The following is a 19,320-nucleotide window of genomic DNA, read 5'->3' on the forward strand; positions in this document are numbered from 1 at the left end:
TAGATCATAACTGTAAGGGTTTGCCATACGAATGCAGAAATCAATCACTTCTCTATATATTCTACGTCCTAACTAAGATGGCGACTGCTATAAAAGTCGGGCTTTTGTCAGCAAAGCCTTAGAAGTAGCGACACAAAACCCTAACTTTTTGCCCCGTTCTTTTGATTTAGAAGAGATGCGCCGAGATTTGGCGCTATTTGAAACATTGTATCCAGTACTTTTGTCTCTAACCCAACTGCAAGAATTGGTGGATGATACCTGTATAGCCTCTGCTAGTGAAGCGTATGCAGCAGCATTAGCAGTTTATAGCTATGCCAAAGCTAGCGGTGATGTCACAGGTTTAGATGCAGTCATTGATGAGATGGGACGCAGGTTTTACCGCCGTTCTAAGAAAAAGCAACCCGAAGTCCCAGTTAGCTAAAGTCTGAAATAGGCGATTACAGCAGTTATTAATTAAGTACAATACACGTTCTTTGTAGGGGCATAACATTGTTATGCCTTTTTCGCGTCTTGAATCTAAAGATTTTTGAAACCCGCACAGGCGGGTTTTGTCTATATAGCTGCGATTTTTATAGCGCATTTCGTTTATCTAAAATACACTTTGACCTCTCGCCAAACCTCCCTCCTACAAGGGGAGAGGCTTTGAATCTTACTCCCCTTCCCTTGTAGGGAAGGGGCTGGGGGTTAGATCTATATTAGACTCCACCGAGAAGCACTAAGTCGCCAGGGTATTTTTCAGCCTCAGAAGGTCAACGTCGAGCCTCAGAAGGTCAACATCGAGCCTCAGAAGGTCAACGTCGAGCCTCAGAAGGTCAACATCGAGCCTCAGAAGGTCAACATCGAGCCTCAGAAGGTCAACATCGAGCCTCAGAAGGTCTACATTGAGCTTCAGAAGGTCTACATTGAGCTTCAGAAAGTCAACATTGAGCTTCAGAAGGTCAACATTGAGCTTCTGAAGGTCAACGTCGAGCCTCAGAAGGTCTACATCGAGCTGAAATCAAGGTTACACGTAAAAATTACCTAAATAACATTTAGTAAATTCCGAAATACAGCCGGAGTATTTAGTAGTTATTCTGTAAGCATTAGCACCTCAAAATTCAATCTGGTCATGAACCCGCAAAACAAGCCCAAGAGTCTACAAGATATTCTTAAGCAGCGCCAGCAATCAGGTTTTGTGGGTCGTGAAGACCAAGTAAACCAATTTCGCCAAAATCTAACATTACCCCCAGAAGACGATCGCCGTCGTTTTTTGTTTAACGTTTGGGGTCAAGGCGGGGTTGGTAAAAGTACTCTATTGCGGCAGTTTCGCAAAATTGGTGATGAAGCAAAAATCATTTCGGCTTACATCGATGAAGCTGAAAAAACTATACCAGAAGTCATGGGTCGTCTAGCTGAGGAGTTAGAACGGCAAGGTCACAAACTGACGCAGTTTACTGAACGCTACAAAGTTTACCGTCAAAAGCGCCAAGAATTAGAAACCGATCCAGAAACTCCTCAAGGCTTTTCGGCTTTTTTAGGCAAAACTGTAGTTAAAACTGGTGTGCGTCTGGCGCGTCGAGTTCCCGTTGGCGGTGCTGTCTTTGACTTTGTAGATGAGGATGCTTTAGCTACCCAAGCCGGAGAATGGGCATCTTATGTTGCAAAGAAAATCACAAATAAAGATGAAGTGCTATTAGTTCAAGAACCTGTAGAAGTCCTAACCCCGCTATTTTTGCAAGATATTTTTAAAATTGCTGATAAAACTGCTGTTGTTTTGTTTTTTGATACTTATGAACGCACCGGGGAATTCTTAGATAACTGGCTACGAGAAATTTTGGAGGGTCGCCACGGTGAAGTATCTCTCAATATATTGATAACCATTGCTGGTCGGCAGGAATTAAATAAAAATCATTGGGCACCTTACGAGGGGTTAATAGTTCGTTTCCCTCTGGAACCCTTTACAGAAGAAGAAGCCCAACAATATCTAACTCGCAAAGGCATTACTAACAGTCGGGTTCTTGAAGTGATTTTACGTCTTTCTGGAAATTTACCCCTGCTGGTAGGAATGTTAGCAGATGCTCATCCCAATGACCCTAACCAAGTAGTTGAGCCTAGCAGCAGTGCTGTAGAACGCTTTTTAAAATGGATTGATGACCCTAAGCAGCGACAAGTTGCTCTCGATGCTGCCATTCCTCAGTGTTTGAATCGGGATGTTATAGCTAAGTTGAAAGGAGAAGAAGAAGCAGATGAGCTATTTACTTGGCTCAAAGAAACATCCTTTGTCAACGAACGTACTGATGGCTGGGCTTATCACGATGTTGTGAAAACGCAAATGTTACGCCACAAGCGCCTTTCATCGCCGCAAGGTTGGGCTGACATACACGGTAAGTTAGCAAAATATTATGACAGCCTGCGGAAGGATCTGCAATTGGACGAAGAGGAAAAACAGCGTGATCCTAGCTGGCAAAGTTACACATTAAACGTGTTATACCACAACTTATGTCAGTCACCGCAAAGGAATTTATCTGTAGCTCTCAATGAATTTCTTGCTGTACTCAAAAATCAACTCAAATTTCTCAAATTTGCCCAACAATATGCAGAAACGATGCTTCAGGCTGGTAAAGATGCGGATTCCTCTGAAGTTCAGCGTTGGGGTGAGCAACTAGCTAGTGGGTTAAAAGCCTATAAAGAAGACCGTTATCAAGTCACGGTTGAAATGTTTACCGCACTCCTACAGAATTCCAGCATTCAGATACAATGGCAATCTATTGCTCTAGGTTGGCGCGGTGAAACTTATCGCTCAATGGAGCGTTACACAGAAGCTCTACAAAACTTTGACCGCGCCATTGAACTTGACCCCAAATATGCCTGGGCGATCGTAGAACGCGGTATAACTTACCGCTCAATTAACCAATACACAGAAGCTCTACAAGACTTTGACCGTGCCATTGAACTTGACCCCAAATATGTCTGGGCGATTGTAGAACGCGGTGAAACTTACCGTAGAATAAAGCTATACACGGAAGCTCTACAAGACTTTGACTGCGCCATTGAACTTGACCCCAAATATGTCTGGGCGATCGCACTTCGCGGTCTAACTTACCGCTCAATGGAGCGTTACACGGAAGCTCTACAACACTTTAACCGCGCTATTGAACTTAACCCTAAATTTGCCTGGGCGATGGCACGTTGCGGTGAAACTTATCGCTTAATGAAGCACTACACGGAAGCTCTACAAAACTTTGACCGCGCCATCGAAGTTGACCCTAAGCTTGCCTGGGCGATCGCACTTCGCGGTGATACTTACCGCTCAATGGAGCTTTACGCACAAGCTCTACAAGACTTTGACCGCGCCATTGAACTTGACCCCAAATCTGCCTGGGCGGTCACAAATCGCGGTGAAACTTACCGCTTAATGAAGCGTTACACCGAAGCCCTACAAGACTTTAAGCGCGCCATTGAACTTGACCCCAAGCTTGACTGGGCGATCGCACTTCGCGGTGATACTTACCGCTTAATGAAGCAATACACCGAAGCTCTACAAGACTTTGACCGCGCCATTGAACTTGACCCCAAATCTGCCTCTGCGGTCACAAATCGCGGTCAAACGTACCTAATGCTTAAACTATATAATGAGGCTTTTGCAGATTTCAATTACGCTATTGATTTAGATTCTGACAGTAATTGGAAATTGTATAATCGCGCTTTAGCTTACCTAGCCCTTAACCAACCAGACAAAGCATGGGCTGATTTATCACTTGCCATCAGGCTTGCTAAACAGCAGTACGAAAAAGATCCCCAAAACTGGAATAATGCCTTTAATTTAGCCCTTTACTATTTAGCTGCTCAATATAATCAACCAGCAGAGCGATCATATCGCCATGTTTTATCTCAAGGTGCTTCCTCAGAATCTATTCGTGAAGCTATCCAAGACCTAAATAACTTTTTAACTGTCTTCCCTGACCATCTGCAAGCTACATCCATGCGAGAGCTATTGCAGTCTTTTCTAACTTAAGTCATGTAATCTCCACTATAAATATAAAGCGATGCCTGCGGCGGGCTGTGCCTACGCTACTACTTTGTCCTTCTCATGAGAAACTGTAGGCGATCGCTCAACCCAATTGCATACATATATAAGGCGATCGCCTCTGCAATTCTGCTCTCCTATCCAAATTCAAAATTAGCAAACTATAGAAACACATATCAGAAATTTCTCTGTATATTTGTGTAACCTCCTTCCAAAAAGCTAGTTGCTGGGCGTTTATAATTTGTGGTTTGATTTTAACAGCCGTGGGGATAACCCAAAATCCAACATTCCAATAATCGCCCATGATTGAAATTGACGGTTCCTACGGAGAGGGAGGCGGACAAGTTCTTCGTACTTCCTTAAGTCTAGCCACCATCACCGGTGAACCCATACGAATTACAGGCATTCGCGCTGGACGCAAAAAGCCAGGATTAGCAGCACAACACTTAACAGCAGTTCGGGCGGCGGCAAGAATTTGTAATGCCCAACTACGAGGTGATGCTTTGGGTTCAATGCTGCTGGAATTTATCCCAGGTAGTGCTGTGCAAGCTGGAATTTATACCTTTGATGTTAGTAAAGCACAACAAGGTGGTTCTGCGGGTGCGATCGCTCTAGTTCTTCAAACAATTCTCTTACCTTTGGCGCTAGCATCTGGCAATTCCCTGGTGACACTAAAGGGTGGAACTCATGTGAACTTTAGCCCGACAGCGACGTACATTGAGCAAGTTTATCTGCCCATACTGCAACGCATGGGTGTTGAAGCCCAAGTCAAGTTAGGCGCTTGGGGGTGGTATCCCCAAGGTGGGGGAGAGGTAGAGTTACAGGTGAATGGCGGTGGTAAACTCGGTGGGATCGACTTGTTGGAACGGGGCGATTTACAACAGGTGCGAGGACTAGCGGTGGTGACGGAATTGCCTTCTCATATTCCGCAACGGATGGCAAATCGTGCCGAGAATTTGTTACGGTCAGCCCATTTAAAAGTTACTGTACAGACCTTGCGAGAAAAAGGTGTGGCTCCTGGGGCGGGTATTTTTTTAACTGCTGAGTATCAAAATAGCTTAACTGGCTTTGGTGGGTTTGGGCGTTTGCGATTGTCAGCAGAAACAGTTGCAGAGATTGCTTGTCAGCAACTGCTTGAGTTTCATTACACCGGCGCACCAGTGGATGAACATTTAGCAGATCAGTTATTATTGCCAGCAGCTTTAGCTTCACAAGAAAGTCGGTATCGAGTGGCTGAAGTGAGTAGGCATTTGACAACAAATGCAGCAGTAATTGAACAGTTTGGGCTGGCGCAAATAACAGTAGATGAAGCTGATAAAATAGTGTCGGTAAAGAGTTTGAATATATGAACAAGTGCTATTACTTTAGTAGTGCTATATGGTAGAGTCTTATAAAGAACTATTCTGTAAATTTAAATCAATCTTGTGATCCCTTCTACCTTCAAATAAAAGCTGCAAGTTTTAGCAGACAACTTTGATAAAGATTTAAAGCTACTTTCAGAGATTCGAGTTATAAAGCAACTTATGTCATTGCAACCTGATCAAGCTATTGAAGTGTTTTATTCTTATGCTCATGAAGATGAAAAACTTCGTGACAAACTAGAAAAGCACCTCGCTCTTTTAAGGCGGGAAGGAGTGATTACAGAATGGCATGATCGCAAAATTGGAGCAGGAAAAGAATGGCGGAATGAGATAGACACTCACTTAAATTCATCTCAGATAATTTTGCTGCTTGTAAGTGCAAATTTTATCGCTTCAGATTATTGCTGGGATATCGAAGTAAAACAGGCAATGGAACGGCATGAAACTAAAGAAGCCAGAGTTATTCCTATAATTCTCGACTTTGTTGATTGGGAAAGCGCACCGTTTGGCAGACTTCAAGCCCTGCCCAAAGATGCTAAACCTATTAAAAAATGGCGAAATCATAATGATGCATTTTTATGTGTTGCTCAAGGTATTCGAATAGCGATAAAAGACTTGATTGAAAATTCGTAGCAATTAACTGCGTAAACTTCATGATTCTGATTGAGTAAATTATCAGAAATTTAAATAAAAAATGATATGAAAAGAAAGCAATAATTATTTTATATTAATAGGTATTAAGGTCAATGCCTGCTACTAAGGTTATCAAAATTTTTTTTTGCTGCTCTGACTCTGATCAAGATAAAAAAATGCGGCAAAAACTAGAGAATCACCTCAGTCCTTTGAAGTGGGAGGGCATAAGTACTACCTGGGATAGAACAATGATCATCCCAGGAAAGGATTGGAAAAGTGAGATTGATACAAATTTAAAGAGGGCTGATATAATTTTATTGCTAATTAGTTCAGAATTTATTGCTTCAAATTACCACTGGAATGTTTTGGCAAAACAAGCTATGGAACAGCATAGTGCTAAAACATCTCGTGTTATTACTATTCTGCTTAGTCCAGTCGATAATCATTGGAAGGAAAGATTCCCCAAGGTCAAAGTTTTACCTAAGAATGGAAGACCTATAACTGAATGGAACCCCTATGATAAAGCTTTTGCAAATATTGCTACAGGTATTCGAGAAGTAGCCGAAGAACTTACTGATTCTACATTTTTTATTAAAAAACTTCTGCATTTGCTTTGGGCAATCGTGATATATGTTGCAAAATTTGTCCTAAAAGCTTTTATATCTGTGGAAACGGTAATATTTTCTTACTTGCTTAGACCATCCAGGTATCGTCGCCGGAATAGAGTTAGCAATATCCTTGTGAGACTAGCTATTTTCCTTATAGTAGCTGGTATATTTATACGCTTCATTTATCAAAAGCTTAATATATTAAATATTTCTTTATTAGCACCTAAACCAACTGAAAACTTAACAAAATCAGTAAATCCTACTGGCTGGATATGGATAGGTATGGTTAATAAAACCTCAAGTAGTTTACCTGTTAGACAAAAACTAGTTCTTCAACCATCAAATCCTAAACAAGTTCCTAGTATTGAGCCACCTGTCATTCCATCACCAGGAACAATCGTAACTGTTAGACATGAGGTCAATCTAATAAAGGAAAAATCTTTATCTGGAAAAACAATCGTTAAATTTAAAAAAGGAGAAAAGCTAGTTATCTTGAAAATAGAGCGTTTATCAAAGATTGTCAAAAATTCGCCTTACATTAGAGTGAAAGCGCAAGTTCGCAAATGTAACTCACTTTGTAACAAATAGTAATAACATCGGTTAAATATAATATTTTAGCACTAACAGTTTACCTCTATTGCTGTTGACAAAATTTCGCGTGGATGTAAAGTAACATAGGAAATGCCTCATTTCTAAGAGCAAAAATGAGGCAAAGGAGCTTTTATAAGTAAAGACAGAAAACTTTTGATACTTTATTTAGAGGCATTTGCAATCAATTTTATAAAGGCATATTTTTTGTAAAAATAAGCAAATGACAAATTTCCAAGGCGATCGCAAGTAGGATGAAAACTGAGTTCAGTTGTTCTTGATACTTACTACTTAATTAAATATCAAACATAGCCTTTGAATTTACCTCTGCTAAAGGTATATATTTAAGTTAAGTCAGTTTGCGATCGCAAATACAAGGGACTGGGAATTGGGCATGGGGCATCGGGCATTAGACACAGAGATATTTGTTGTTGGCTGTGGTTATGCCCAATCGGGTATTGGACTTTTGCATCTAGTAAATTATGCTCTAGATAAACCTCTAAGCTTTGTGGATGAACCTTTGAACTTTGTCAATGAACCTTTGAGCTTTGTCGATAGACCGTTGACTTGTCAGGCACTATCGATTTTAAAGAATTTAAAACGCTGATGATCGCGAAAGTAGGCGATCCGCCAAAGCCGCCTCAAGTTTGCCTTCAGCGCCTTTAATGAGAACGGTAGCGGTCAAATTACTGCTGTTGAGTTGCGGACAGTCATGAGTCAGTTTGGGCTGACAGACGCTGAATTGAATGAGATGTTGCAAGAAGTAGATCATGATGGCGATGGCTCAATTGACTTTGAGGAATTTTGTCAGCTAGTACCGGAGGAGTCAGAAAGCAAAACTGGTGATCAATACTCACCGTTTTCCCGTTAACAGTTCGCTCAAGACAGATGCTACTTCCAATGAGACAGCAGCAGCTACCACCCAACCGATACAAGAAGCAACAACTCCAGAGTTAGCACAGCTAAGAGAACAGTTAGTACAACACCTAAACTCACCAAATCAGAAAAAAAGCGGTACGTCTCCCTTACAAATGCAGATTGGTCTGTTTCGTTTGATTTAAGGAGCAGCCTACCGCAGCTTCCGTGAAAGTTTCTCTGCAAATCACGAAACTCACTTGCGAGTAAAAAACTTGCCATACAGAATTACTGATTTTGTGGAGTTTATCAAACAAGCGATCGCACTGTACAAAGCATTAAATATAGTATCCGAGGATTGCTACCTCATCCTAGATGCAGTGGTTAAATCGGTACCCCTGAAGAAGAAGAGTTTGCCTGAACCAGTATGTTTACAGAAACGATTTAAATACTTAGAATGCTATAATTTTCCTCCTTCAAAGTTTCGTAAGGAGGGAAATTATAACGCGACCCATTCAAACCCGTTTGCTTGACCTACAGCCTACCAAACACTTGTGGCTAGCGACTTCCAGAAAATAGCCTAATGAGAATCGCCCTTGGTAGCTTGAAATATCGATGATATAAAGGAGACAATAAAATAGCAAAAATAGAAACTTGCCTCAAAAGACAGTTTCAATGCTTTGAAAAGTCACAGCAGAGTTGGCATCTCACACTGTGTATATGCCTTTGAATATCCTCTAAAATGAATGTTTAGAAGCGTAAAGGTCTAATTTATAGAGGATTTTTCTTACCAGACAACCACCGATGTAGCCTGTAACCAACACATGACCAATCGAGAGAAATTAATGAACAACGAGTCAACGTTAGCAAGCAACGCCGACGTAAATTTCCTTATCGGTGGCGGTGAAATGGGTGCCAGGATGCGAGAATACGATTGGTCAAAAACATCCCTTGGCCCAACACAGCAGTGGCCACAGAGTTTGAAGACTGCCGTGCGGATTATGCTAACTTGCCGTCAACCCATGTTTGTTTGGTGGGGCGAGGAACTGATTAACCTTTACAATGACGCCTACAAGCTTATTGTAGGCGGCAAACATCCAGAAGCACTTGGGCAACCAGCTTCATACGTGTGGCGGGAAATATGGGATCAGGTTGCGCCTCGAGCCGAATCAGCGATGCTGAAGAATGAAGGCACTTACGACGAAGCCCTGCTGCTAATTATGGAGCGCAACGGCTACCCAGAGGAAACCTATTATACTTTTTCATATAGCCCAGTTCCTAATGACCAGGGCGACACAGGTGGGATCATCTGCGCTAACATAGAGGACACGCAGCGGATTATCAGTGAGCGTCAGTTGGCACTTTTGCGCGAACTCGCGGCAAGGACAGCAGACGCGCGGACATTCGATCAAGCCTGTACGCTGAGTGCGAGTTGTCTGGAGAGCAATCCTTACGATCTCCCTTTCGCAATGATTTATTTGGTCGATCCAGATAAGCAGGAAGTTTTTCTGGCTGGAACCTGCCGTATTGGGCAAAACCATGTAGCAGTTCCAGAAACAGTGGCTCTCGATGCTGATGGGGTTTGGCCCTTTGCAGAAGTGATCAAAACGCATCGGCCAAAATTAATTTCCGATTTGGAAGTGTCTTTTAGTAATCTACCTTGTGGTGTTTGGCAGCGATCCCCCCATCAAGCGATCGCAGTACCCATTGCCCCATCTGGTCAAACCGGAAAAGCTGGTATATTAATCGCTGGTTTGAACCCCTTCAGGCTATTCGACGACAATTATAAAGGATTCATTGATTTAGTTGCGGCTCAAATTGCAGCCAGCATTGCTAACGCTCAAGCTTACGAGGAAGAACGTAAACGTGCTGAAGCCTTGGCAGAAATTGATCGCGCGAAAACCGTCTTTTTCAGCAACGTCAGCCATGAGTTCCGTACCCCACTTACTTTAATGTTGGGGCCATTAGAGGACACTTTAACCACTTGTGCTATTCTGCTTCCAGCGAAAGAACGAGAGCAGCTAGAAATGGTGCAACGCAACGGACTTCGGCTGCTGAAACTGGTCAACAGCTTACTAGATTTTTCACGCATTGAAGCCGGAAGGGTTGAAGCATCTTATGAACCCACCAACCTTGCCACCTTCACCGCAGAACTAGCTAGTGTATTTCGTTCAGCGATAGAACGCGCAGGGATGCAGTTATTAGTTAATTGTCCTTCCCTGCCAGCACCAGTGTATGTAGATCACCAGATGTGGGAAAAAATTGTTCTCAACCTGCTCTCGAATGCCTTCAAGTTCACAATGGCTGGAAAAATTACGGTCAGTTTGCAGTGGTCAAATGACCATATTGAGTTTGCAGTCAAAGACACAGGCATCGGTATCCCAGCAGAAGAAATTCCCCACCTTTTTGAACGATTCCACCGCGTTAAAGGGGCGCAAGGACGCACTTTTGAAGGATCAGGAATTGGATTATCACTGGTGCAAGAATTGGTGCAAATGCATGGTGGAAGAGTTGATGTTACCAGTCTTCTCGGAGTAGGCAGTTGCTTTACTGTGTCAATTCCAACAGGATATGCTCATTTGCCTCCAGACCGGATTAGTGCCCCGCGAACTTTAGCTTCAACTGCATTAGGGGCAACACCCTATCTGGAAGAAGCCCTGCGGTGGCTACCGGAAGAAGGGAATAGAGAACAGGAAACAGGGAATAGCGAGGAATCTTACCTGTCTCCTGTTTACCTAAGGGCACAGTTTGCCGCAAGTATGCAGAGAACAGGGAATAGCGAGGAATCTTACCTGTCACCTTCCTCTCCTCGGATTCTCTTGGCTGATGACAATGCAGATATGCGCGATTATGTCAAGCGATTATTAAGTCAGCAGTATGAAGTGGAATCAGTGCCGGACGGTTTAGCTGCTTTAGATTCTGCTCGTGGACGTGTCCCAGATTTGGTACTGACAGATGTTATGATGCCTGGATTAGATGGCTTTGGACTGCTGCAAGCATTACGAGCCGATCCGCAGACGCAAAAAGTTCCCATCATCCTGTTGTCGGCACGGGCGGGGGAAGAGGCACGGGTGGAAGGGTTAGAAGCGGGAGCCGATGATTATCTGATTAAACCGTTCTCTGCCCGTGAATTGTTGGCGCGGGTAGAAGCAGCCCTAAAAATGGCTCGTCTCCGCCATGAGGCAATGGAACGCGAGCAAGGACTGCGAATTGAAGCTGAGGTAGCAAAAGCACACCTAGAGACTGTGATCGCTGGCATCCAAGACCAGTTCTTTGTGTTGGATCGAGAGTGGCGTTATATCTTTGTCAACGATCAAGTAGCAGAAGTTGTTGGCATCCCAAAGGAAGAGTTGCTAGGTAAAATTGTTTGGGAAGTGTTTCCCGATGTGGTTAAAAGCGAGTTTGATACCCAGGTGCATCGGGCGATTGCACAACACACCGTTGTTCAGTTTGAATACTTTTATCCAGCTTGGCAACGCTGGTTTGAAAATCGCATCTACCCCTTTGCAGAAGGAGTAAGCATCTTTGTTACAGACATCAGCGATCGCAAACAGGCAGAAAAAGCACTTCGGGAAAGCGAAGAAAAGTTCCGTAACATGGCTGACAATGCCCCCTTTATGGTTTGGGTAACAGACACCAATGGCTACTGCACCTATCTTAGTCAAAGCTGGTACGATTTTACAGGTCAGAGCGAGGAAATAAGTTTGGGATTTGGCTGGTTAAATGCTGTGCATCCAGAAGACTACAATGACGCCAGGAATGTTTTTCTGGAAGCTAATAGGAGTTACTCGGCCTTCCGTTTGGAGTACCGCTTGCGGCGCAAAGACGGTAAATATCGCTCTTGCATCGATGCCGCTAATCCGTGGTTTGGGGTGGACGGTCAGTTTAAAGGTTACATCGGCTCAGTAATTGACATTACTGAACGCAAAGTCGCAGAAGCCGAACGTGATCGCCTCTTGGAACTTGAGCAAGCTGCTAGAACTGAAGCCGAAAGAGCTAACCGAATTAAAGATGAGTTTTTGGCGGTGCTTTCCCATGAATTGCGATCGCCTCTCAATCCGATTCTTGGTTGGGCAAGACTCTTGCAGACTCGTGAGTTTGAACCAACAGCGCTGAAGAAAGCGATCGCAACTATCGAGCGGAATGCTAAATTACAAGCTCAACTAATTGAAGATTTGCTCGATGTCTCTCGGATCTTACAAGGTAAGCTCGACCTAAAGATGTTTCCTGTCAACCTAGTATTTGTGATTGAGGGAGGATTGGAAACAGTGCGTTTGGCAGCAGAAGCTAAAAATATTCAAATTCAGACGATGCTGGATACTTCTTTTGGGGAAGTTTTGGGTGATTCTGGTCGTTTACAACAAGTTATCTGGAATCTCTTATCGAATGCTGTTAAATTCACTCCTGAAGGAGGAAAGATTTATATTCAATTACAGCGCGTTGACACTCAAGCTCAGATTACCGTCAGTGACACAGGTAAGGGAATCAGCCCGGACTTTCTGCCTTATGTATTTGAATATTTTCGTCAGGCTGACAGTACAATAACCCGAAAATTTGGTGGCTTGGGGTTAGGGTTAGCAATTGTTCGTCATTTGGTAGAATTACATGGCGGCACAATTTGGGCAGAAAGTTTAGGTGAAGGGCAAGGAGCTACTTTTAAAGTCAAGCTACCGCTAATTAAAAAAGATTTAACTCCAAAACAACACATCGATATTGCGGCATTAAATCCTTCTGCTGGGACTGAAATCCTTGCAGGCATCCAAATCTTAGTTGTAGATGATGACAATGATACCCGTGACTTCCACACATTTGTACTAGAACAGGCTGGAGCAAAGGTGACAGCAGTGACATCAGCAAAAGAAGCATTGCAAATTTTGGCAGAGTCAGAACTTGATATGCTCCTCAGTGATATTGGGATGCCAGAGATAGATGGCTATATGTTGATGCGCCAAGTTAGAGCATTGCAGTCAAACCAAGCGAAACAAATTCCGGCGATCGCCTTAACTGCTTATGCTGGAGAAATCAATCAGCAACAAGCGCTTGAATCAGGGTTTCAAAAGCATCTGTCCAAACCCGTCGAACCAGATGAGTTAGTCAAAGCAATTGCAACTCAAATTGGTAGAAGTAGGAATGTCTGAGTATTCAGTTGCGGTGCATAAACTGTATACAGCAGTTCAGATTTCTTTTGCATGAAGTACAAAGTTACTGGTTTTGATGCAGGAGGTAGAAACTCTTTTTATCTCAGTGGAGAATACCGGTCAGCCACTTTTGGCTGGTGCTTTGCGTGAAAGCCTAGAAATCAGTGGATTTATTCAACCCCAGATGTTGATAGCTTCAAACTTTGGTCTTTGTGCGACAGTCAACGCTCAATTTATTGCCAAAGCACCAGACTGGGTTTATGTGCCGTCGGTTAATGAAGTGGTGGCTAACCGCAAAAGTTATACACCCAATTTAGAAGGAGATATTCCGGCGATCGCTATTGAATTTTTATCCGATACTGACGGTGGAGAATATTCGGTAAAGTGAACGTATCTACCAAGAAAATGGTTTTTCTACGAGCAAATTTTACAAATTACCATCTACATAATTTTTGAATTTTATAGCGGTTTATTAGAATATTATCAACTGTAAAATAAACGCTATGAGTTAAAGCAACCTGACGAAAATGGTCGTTATTGGATTGATATAATGGGTTTATTTTTGGGAACTTGGCAAGGAACAAAAGAAGCGCGAACTGGTTATTGGTTGCGCTGGTGGAATCGAGATGATAATTTGTTACCGTGGGCTATAGAACAGATTGAACAAGAACACCAACGTGTGAACAAGAACGTCAGCAAAAAGAACGACTGATTGCTTACTTACAATCTCAGGGTATTGATCCGAATAACTTGCCCTCGTTTAAGTAGAAGCAATTCATAAATTGCCGTTACAATAATTATCTGATTGTGCAAAACCAACTAGTTTGCGATAACAATCCTGAATCATCCCTGAGAAACAATATCCCCGACAACTTTTACGAAGTCGGGGATCTACAAATTGCAATTTTCACAAATCAAATAGAATTGCTATAGAAATTCTATTTGGTTATCTGAATGGATACTCATCACTCTGGGAATATCTTTTTTAGTTCAGAAATATAATTGGAGTTGGTTTTTTTCCACTCTTGCCATGCATTTTGAATAGCTTCTTTTTGTTCTTGAGTTAGCTGCCAAGAAAGTGGAGGATTAATTTTACCACGAGGAAATTTAATAGGAATATACATAATTTCTATTCCTTTTTGACAAGATTTATCTTTCAAAAATTGCTGCACTTTTTCCTGTTCATCATGCTTGTAGCCACATTTATACTTGTCTATCAAAAGTTCTATATTTAATGTATTGCCTTCGTTCTGTGTATCACTACGAACATTTAATAAAGCGAGCAATGAACCAATAACTTCCATCTGCCATCCCGGAGCGCCTTTTTCTTTTTGAGGATTCTCATCATCAGGAAAAGCATTGATTTGGATTAAAACAACTTTTTTAATTTGGTGAGATTGCTCAGATTCTAATAGCTGATCAAGTAATTCTATAGTAGTACCAATACCAAAGTTGTCAAAGTAACCACCATCACCTATATGATAATTCCATCTAGTGTCTTGACTAGGACGAGACACAGGAGATACATAAGGAAAAGTGGCAGATAATCTAGCGGCTGTCGTCACATCAATATCATATTCTGGATAAAGGGTATTAAAATCTATAGATTTGCAATCCTTATGTGGACTAAAAGTCATTGGACTAACTAAAAAACGCCGTCCATCTTCAACTAAAGTTGCATTAAAAATAGGAATAGGAATAATTCCTTGGTCAATTTTATCGCTCCAGCTACCTAAACTTGCATTGGGATTTTTCATTTCCCCTTTCCAATCTATTTCAATAGCAGTACCACGGTCTTGCTCAGTTGTAGTATCTTCTTCTTTCTCTTTTGGTAAGACAAAAGGTAAACCAATAAAACGAAGCAAATCTGGATAAGCAAATCCCCAGCTTGTAGCATCCAAACTATCTTCTGTAGCGCTTTGAAAAATCTGTTTTAATTGATTTTCTTCTGGATAACCCCGATCTCCAAATCTATCCAAATAAAACATTGTTCCGACAGAACCACCAGAAACTGAGCTTATCCAACCAATAGCTTTGGTAAATTTAGATCCAAGTTCTTGTTGTAAACCAGTCAAAACCTTAGCTGTCCATCCAGATGCTTGAATACCTCCACCACTAGCACAAACTACTACTAAAGTTTTATCTTCAGTTTGTTGATTTATCAGACGTTGAGAGATAACATTAATCCACTTTTCTTTTGTTGGTTTTAGCCAATTATTTTTTGAGTATATTTTGTAAAAATGGTCTACTTGAAAAATAGCATAAGAAACGGATGAAATTACTAAAAATAATAGCAATGTGGGAATACGAGACACATCAACAAAATAAGAAATTCCTCCTATCCATACTACAATAACTGATAAAATGAGAGTAATATAAAAAAGAGCAGGAGCTTCAAATCTATTACTAATTGGGCGAGGTTTCAAGATAAAATAACCTAACCCATAAACAATTAATAGAAAAAGTGAAAATACTGTTATTGCAGCAATTCCGTAAGATAAATTACCATTTACATCTACATAACCCCTTTGTATTCTTTCTGGGAAAAAATAACTTATTTTCAATAAAACCTGTTTTAAAAACTGATTAGATTCAAAAAAATGCTTGTTAAAGTAATTGGTTATTAGCAATAAAGCTCCTGCAATAATGCCAAATATAATTCCCCAACCTTCCCAGCTACGATCTGCTTCTTCTATTTCTTTTTTAGAAAGCTGAATCGCTTTTATGGCAATCGGAAGACTTAAGATAATAGCGATTAAATATTGGAGAAATTCTGGAATTCCTTGCTGCTGAGGTACATCAAAACGAAGATGGGAATTATATAAGATAATATCGAAAACTTGTATCGTAGCCAGTCCTGCTAAGACTGCACCTCCAATAACTAAAACCAACTGATTATTAGCGCGAAGTACAAATAAGTTTTTCAACATTGCTGATAAACCAGTATTCACCGAAATTGTTGGTAAGAATAACAGCAATAAACCAACAATTATAGGTACTCGCAAAAAGAAAATATATTGCAATACACTGTAGAAATTTTGTAGCATTAAAATCAGGAATGCTAGTCCCAACCACAAAACAATACCGTTAAAAACCTGTTGTCTTTTGTTCATGACAAATTTCTGTAAATATACAGAAGGTTAATTGTTTTTGTTCATATTGGCTTATATCTTGCACCTAGCTTTCAGATTAATGTGAGTCAAAAGATGTTTTACTTTTCTTAATAACAGTTAATAGTAGAGGAGCAAGATATAAGCCAATAGAGTTTGATCCAGAAGAGAATATCAAAATTCCGCAAAAGTTATTATGAAGTTATATTTAGTTAAGTGTTAAGTAATGGTAAATACAGCAGTTTTCTGCATGAAGTACAAAGTTACGGGTTTTGAGGCAGGAGTAGAAACTCTTTATATCTAATATTGAGTCTTACATTTTATACCTCACTTACTTGCAAACTGCTGTATGTAGTGATCCTATCTAAAAGATATAAAGCATAAGCAGATTTTTTCAGCAAACAAAATAATCCGGGTTGTAGCGGTCATGTCGAGCTAATTAATCGGGTCTGGTCGCCTGGATTCATTCGCTAAATATGTAGCTTTCCAGGCATTTACCTTCTTTCAACCTTCAACCATCTCTAACAACTGCGCCTCACTTAACTGGATAATTCCCAAAGAAACTGCTTTTTCTAACTTGGAACCAGCATCTTCTCCTAACACTAAATAATCTGTTTTTTTACTCACTGAATCAGTCACTTTTCCTCCGGCTTGTTGAATCAAAGCCTTTGCTTCATCTCGCTTTAAGGTTGGCAATGTTCCCGTAATTACAAAAGTTTTACCTGCGAACTTATGATTACCATCCTCAACTATTTTTGTTTCCTCTAGGGCAGTTAATTGCAATCCTTCTGCTTGTAAGCGTTCTATCAACTTTTGGTTAGCGTCAATCCGAAACCATTGATATACTGATTGGGCAATCTCAGCACCAATACCGTAAATGCCTTCAATATCTGATTGCTTTGCCGTAGCTAACTGGTCTACAGTGAAATATTTCTGAGTCAACAATTGAGCATTCACACTGCCAACGTGACGGATGCCTAAACCATACAATACCCTTGACCAAGATTGATTTTTTGATTGAGTGATCGCATCGATTAATTTCTCTGCCGACTTTTTCCCCATCCTTTCCAATTCACATAATTTCTCTGCTGTCAACTCATATAAATCAGCAACGGAATGCACCAAACCTTTATCAACAAGTTGATATACCAATTTTTCGCCCATACCTTTAATATCCAAGGCATCACGACTTACCCAATGTTCGATGGAACCTTTGAGAATCGCCGCGCAGGAAGCATTGACGCACCGAGTCACCGCCTCACCTGATTCTCGCACCACCAGTTGATCGCAGACTGGGCAATGAGTAGGCATAACAAAGGGTTCGGTGTCAGCAGGACGGAGTTCTTTGATTACCCTCAGCACTTCTGGAATGATTTCTCCAGCTTTGCGGACAATCACAGTATCGCCAACGCGGATATCTAATTGAGTAATGCGATCGCTATTATGTAAAGTGGCGCGAGAAACTGTTGTTCCCGCCAGTAGCACCGGGCGCATCTCGGCTAATGGCGTTAACGCCCCCGTTCGTCCCACATTCACAGCAATATTTTCCACACGGGTAGGTGCTTCTTCGGCTGGATACTTTAAGGCTACTGCCCACCGGGGAAATTTCTGCGTAAACCCAAGCTGTTCCTGAAGTTTAAAAGAATTCAACTTTACCACAACCCCATCAGTCATGTAGGGTAAATTCAGCCGTTCCGTATCCCAGTATTCATAATATTTTGCCACTTCTGCGATCGAAGCACATAATTTGTGGTTAGGGTTGACTCGAAAACCCATCTTTTCCAACAACTCCAACGCTTCCCATTGTGTATTAGCAATACTGGTGTCATCTCTACCAGGAATGTGCAGCGTGTAGCCAAAGAAATCTAATCGGCGTTTAGCGACAATGCGGGAGTCTAGTTGCCTAAGTGTACCAGCTGCGGCATTGCGGGGATTGGCAAATAATTGCTCGCTTGCTTTTTGCCTTTCCTCGTTGATTTGTTTAAATACTTCCAAGGGCAAAAACGCTTCACCTCGCACTTCCACCCTTTCTAGAATTTCTAACCCTTCAAAATTCAAACGTAAGGGAATTGAGCGAATTGTCCGCACATTTTGGGTGATATCTTCACCTGTCACCCCATCACCTCTAGTTGTCCCTCTAACTAGAATGCCATCTTGGTAGGTAAGAGCCAAAGCAGAACCATCAATTTTAAGTTCAGTGACATATTCTACTGAATCTATTTTCGGTACTTGTCGCCGCCAACGCTGATCCCATCCTTGCAACTCATGAATATTGAATGCATTCTCCAGACTATACAGGGGGATATTGTGCCGTACCGAGGTAAACTGCGTTGCGGGCCTCTCACCCACACGCTGAGTCGGACTATCGGGTGCTGTCAATTCTGGATATTGAGTTTCCAGTTGTTGCAATTCTCGATATAGCTGGTCATAGATTGCATCCTCCATGATTGGAGCATCTAGGACATAATAAGCGAAGCTTGCTTGTTGCAATAACTGGCGCAATTCTTCTGTACGCTTTACTTCCGGCTTAATCTGTGTCATTAGAATTATTATAAAATATCTAGAATTAGGGCTAACAAATCATACATTTGTACTATACAAAATTTTTTTTGGCTTTTGAGCCATATCCAAAGCTAAATAAGTTTTACCAAATCTTTCGCTACTCAGTACTTGAATCGGGCGATAATGGCACGAAACTTTGTCTGATTAGAATAAAAGGAATTGTGGAAAGTGAATTTAAGTCAAATATCATACAAAGTACATCTATCTACAGATGGATTTACTATTACTTAGCAACTAGCTACTGTCAGCCTTTAGTGGTGCGCTTTTCCTGAGTGCTAAGTATAATTCCACGGATAAATGCAGAGCGATCGCTAGTTGAGAAATTGTGAAAAACAATGTAGAGACGTAGCACTGCTACGTCTCTACATTGGTTATGAATAACGCATATTTAATTTCACCAGAGTTTATTAAGTAAGTCGGTGGAAAAAACACAACTATCTTAATAAAGATAAAGAAAGC

10 protein-coding genes and 2 pseudogenes are annotated in these 19,320 nt (G+C 41.4%); 10 read left to right on the top strand and 2 right to left on the bottom strand.

Annotated features, from left to right (window positions below; genetic code table 11):
• Nucleotides 1-91: 91 nt before the first annotated feature.
• The 10 genes and pseudogenes from V7K89_RS30430 to V7K89_RS30475 form a co-directional block, all read left to right on the top strand.
• Nucleotides 92-421: pseudogene (locus V7K89_RS30430) on the top strand (hypothetical protein); the annotation flags it as partial.
• 687 nt (nucleotides 422-1,108) lie between these two features.
• Entirely contained in the window at nucleotides 1,109-3,994 is a 2,886-nt protein-coding gene (locus V7K89_RS30435) for a tetratricopeptide repeat protein (protein WP_335193988.1), read from the top strand.
• 314 nt (nucleotides 3,995-4,308) lie between these two features.
• Nucleotides 4,309-5,355 carry an RNA 3'-terminal phosphate cyclase gene (rtcA, locus tag V7K89_RS30440; protein ID WP_335193990.1) on the top strand — a complete coding sequence of 349 codons (1,047 nt, stop codon included), beginning with the start codon at nucleotides 4,309-4,311 and terminating at the stop codon, nucleotides 5,353-5,355.
• A 174-nt stretch (nucleotides 5,356-5,529) separates the two neighbouring features.
• A complete protein-coding gene (locus V7K89_RS30445; RefSeq protein WP_335193992.1) occupies nucleotides 5,530-6,000 on the top strand; it encodes a toll/interleukin-1 receptor domain-containing protein in 471 nt (156 codons plus the stop codon).
• Nucleotides 6,001-6,113: 113 nt separating this feature from the next.
• Nucleotides 6,114-7,196: a toll/interleukin-1 receptor domain-containing protein gene (locus tag V7K89_RS30450; RefSeq protein WP_335193994.1), complete on the top strand. Its 1,083-nt coding sequence runs from the start codon at nucleotides 6,114-6,116 to the stop codon at nucleotides 7,194-7,196.
• Nucleotides 7,197-7,590: 394 nt separating this feature from the next.
• Nucleotides 7,591-7,803: a hypothetical protein gene (locus V7K89_RS30455; RefSeq protein WP_335193996.1), complete on the top strand. Its 213-nt coding sequence runs from the start codon at nucleotides 7,591-7,593 to the stop codon at nucleotides 7,801-7,803.
• Between the two features lie 78 nt (nucleotides 7,804-7,881).
• Nucleotides 7,882-8,067, top strand: a complete 186-nt coding sequence (locus tag V7K89_RS30460; protein WP_335194039.1) for an EF-hand domain-containing protein — start codon at nucleotides 7,882-7,884, stop codon at nucleotides 8,065-8,067.
• On the top strand, nucleotides 8,039-8,257 hold the full coding sequence (locus V7K89_RS30465; RefSeq protein WP_335193997.1) for a hypothetical protein: 219 nt from the start codon (nucleotides 8,039-8,041) through the stop codon (nucleotides 8,255-8,257). Before V7K89_RS30460 ends, V7K89_RS30465 begins: the two co-directional genes overlap by 29 nt.
• A 639-nt stretch (nucleotides 8,258-8,896) precedes the next feature.
• Nucleotides 8,897-13,189 (top strand): ATP-binding protein, encoded by a 4,293-nt coding sequence (locus tag V7K89_RS30470; protein ID WP_335193999.1) that lies wholly within the window; start codon nucleotides 8,897-8,899, stop codon nucleotides 13,187-13,189.
• 106 nt (nucleotides 13,190-13,295) lie between these two features.
• Nucleotides 13,296-13,957 (top strand): annotated as a pseudogene (locus V7K89_RS30475) (hypothetical protein); the annotation flags it as partial.
• A gap of 197 nt (nucleotides 13,958-14,154) precedes the next feature.
• On the opposite strand, the gene V7K89_RS30480 reads toward V7K89_RS30475, so the two are convergent.
• The gene (locus tag V7K89_RS30480) at nucleotides 14,155-16,302 is read right to left on the bottom strand and encodes a hypothetical protein (RefSeq protein WP_335194001.1); all 2,148 of its coding nucleotides are present in this window, start codon (nucleotides 16,300-16,302) and stop codon (nucleotides 14,155-14,157) included.
• 501 nt (nucleotides 16,303-16,803) lie between these two features.
• A complete protein-coding gene (gene ligA, locus V7K89_RS30485; protein ID WP_335194003.1) occupies nucleotides 16,804-18,840 on the bottom strand; it encodes an NAD-dependent DNA ligase LigA in 2,037 nt (678 codons plus the stop codon).
• Nucleotides 18,841-19,320: the final 480 nt, after the last annotated feature.

The sequence above is a fragment of the Nostoc sp. genome (genome assembly GCF_036917515.1).
Taxonomy (GTDB): Bacteria; Cyanobacteriota; Cyanobacteriia; order Cyanobacteriales; family Nostocaceae; genus Nostoc.

Bases quoted from the DNA above. Each gene is read 5' to 3' on its own strand.
- rtcA (WP_335193990.1), top strand. From the start codon at position 4,309: ATGATTGAAATTGACGGTTCCTACGGAGAGGGAGGCGGACAAGTTCTT.
- V7K89_RS30450 (WP_335193994.1), top strand. From the start codon at position 6,114: ATGCCTGCTACTAAGGTTATCAAAATTTTTTTTTGCTGCTCTGACTCT.
- V7K89_RS30445 (WP_335193992.1), top strand. From the start codon at position 5,530: ATGTCATTGCAACCTGATCAAGCTATTGAAGTGTTTTATTCTTATGCT.
- V7K89_RS30435 (WP_335193988.1), top strand. From the start codon at position 1,109: ATGAACCCGCAAAACAAGCCCAAGAGTCTACAAGATATTCTTAAGCAG.
- V7K89_RS30470 (WP_335193999.1), top strand. From the start codon at position 8,897: ATGAACAACGAGTCAACGTTAGCAAGCAACGCCGACGTAAATTTCCTT.
- ligA (WP_335194003.1), bottom strand. From the start codon at position 18,840: ATGACACAGATTAAGCCGGAAGTAAAGCGTACAGAAGAATTGCGCCAG.
- V7K89_RS30455 (WP_335193996.1), top strand. From the start codon at position 7,591: ATGGGGCATCGGGCATTAGACACAGAGATATTTGTTGTTGGCTGTGGT.
- V7K89_RS30480 (WP_335194001.1), bottom strand. From the start codon at position 16,302: ATGAACAAAAGACAACAGGTTTTTAACGGTATTGTTTTGTGGTTGGGA.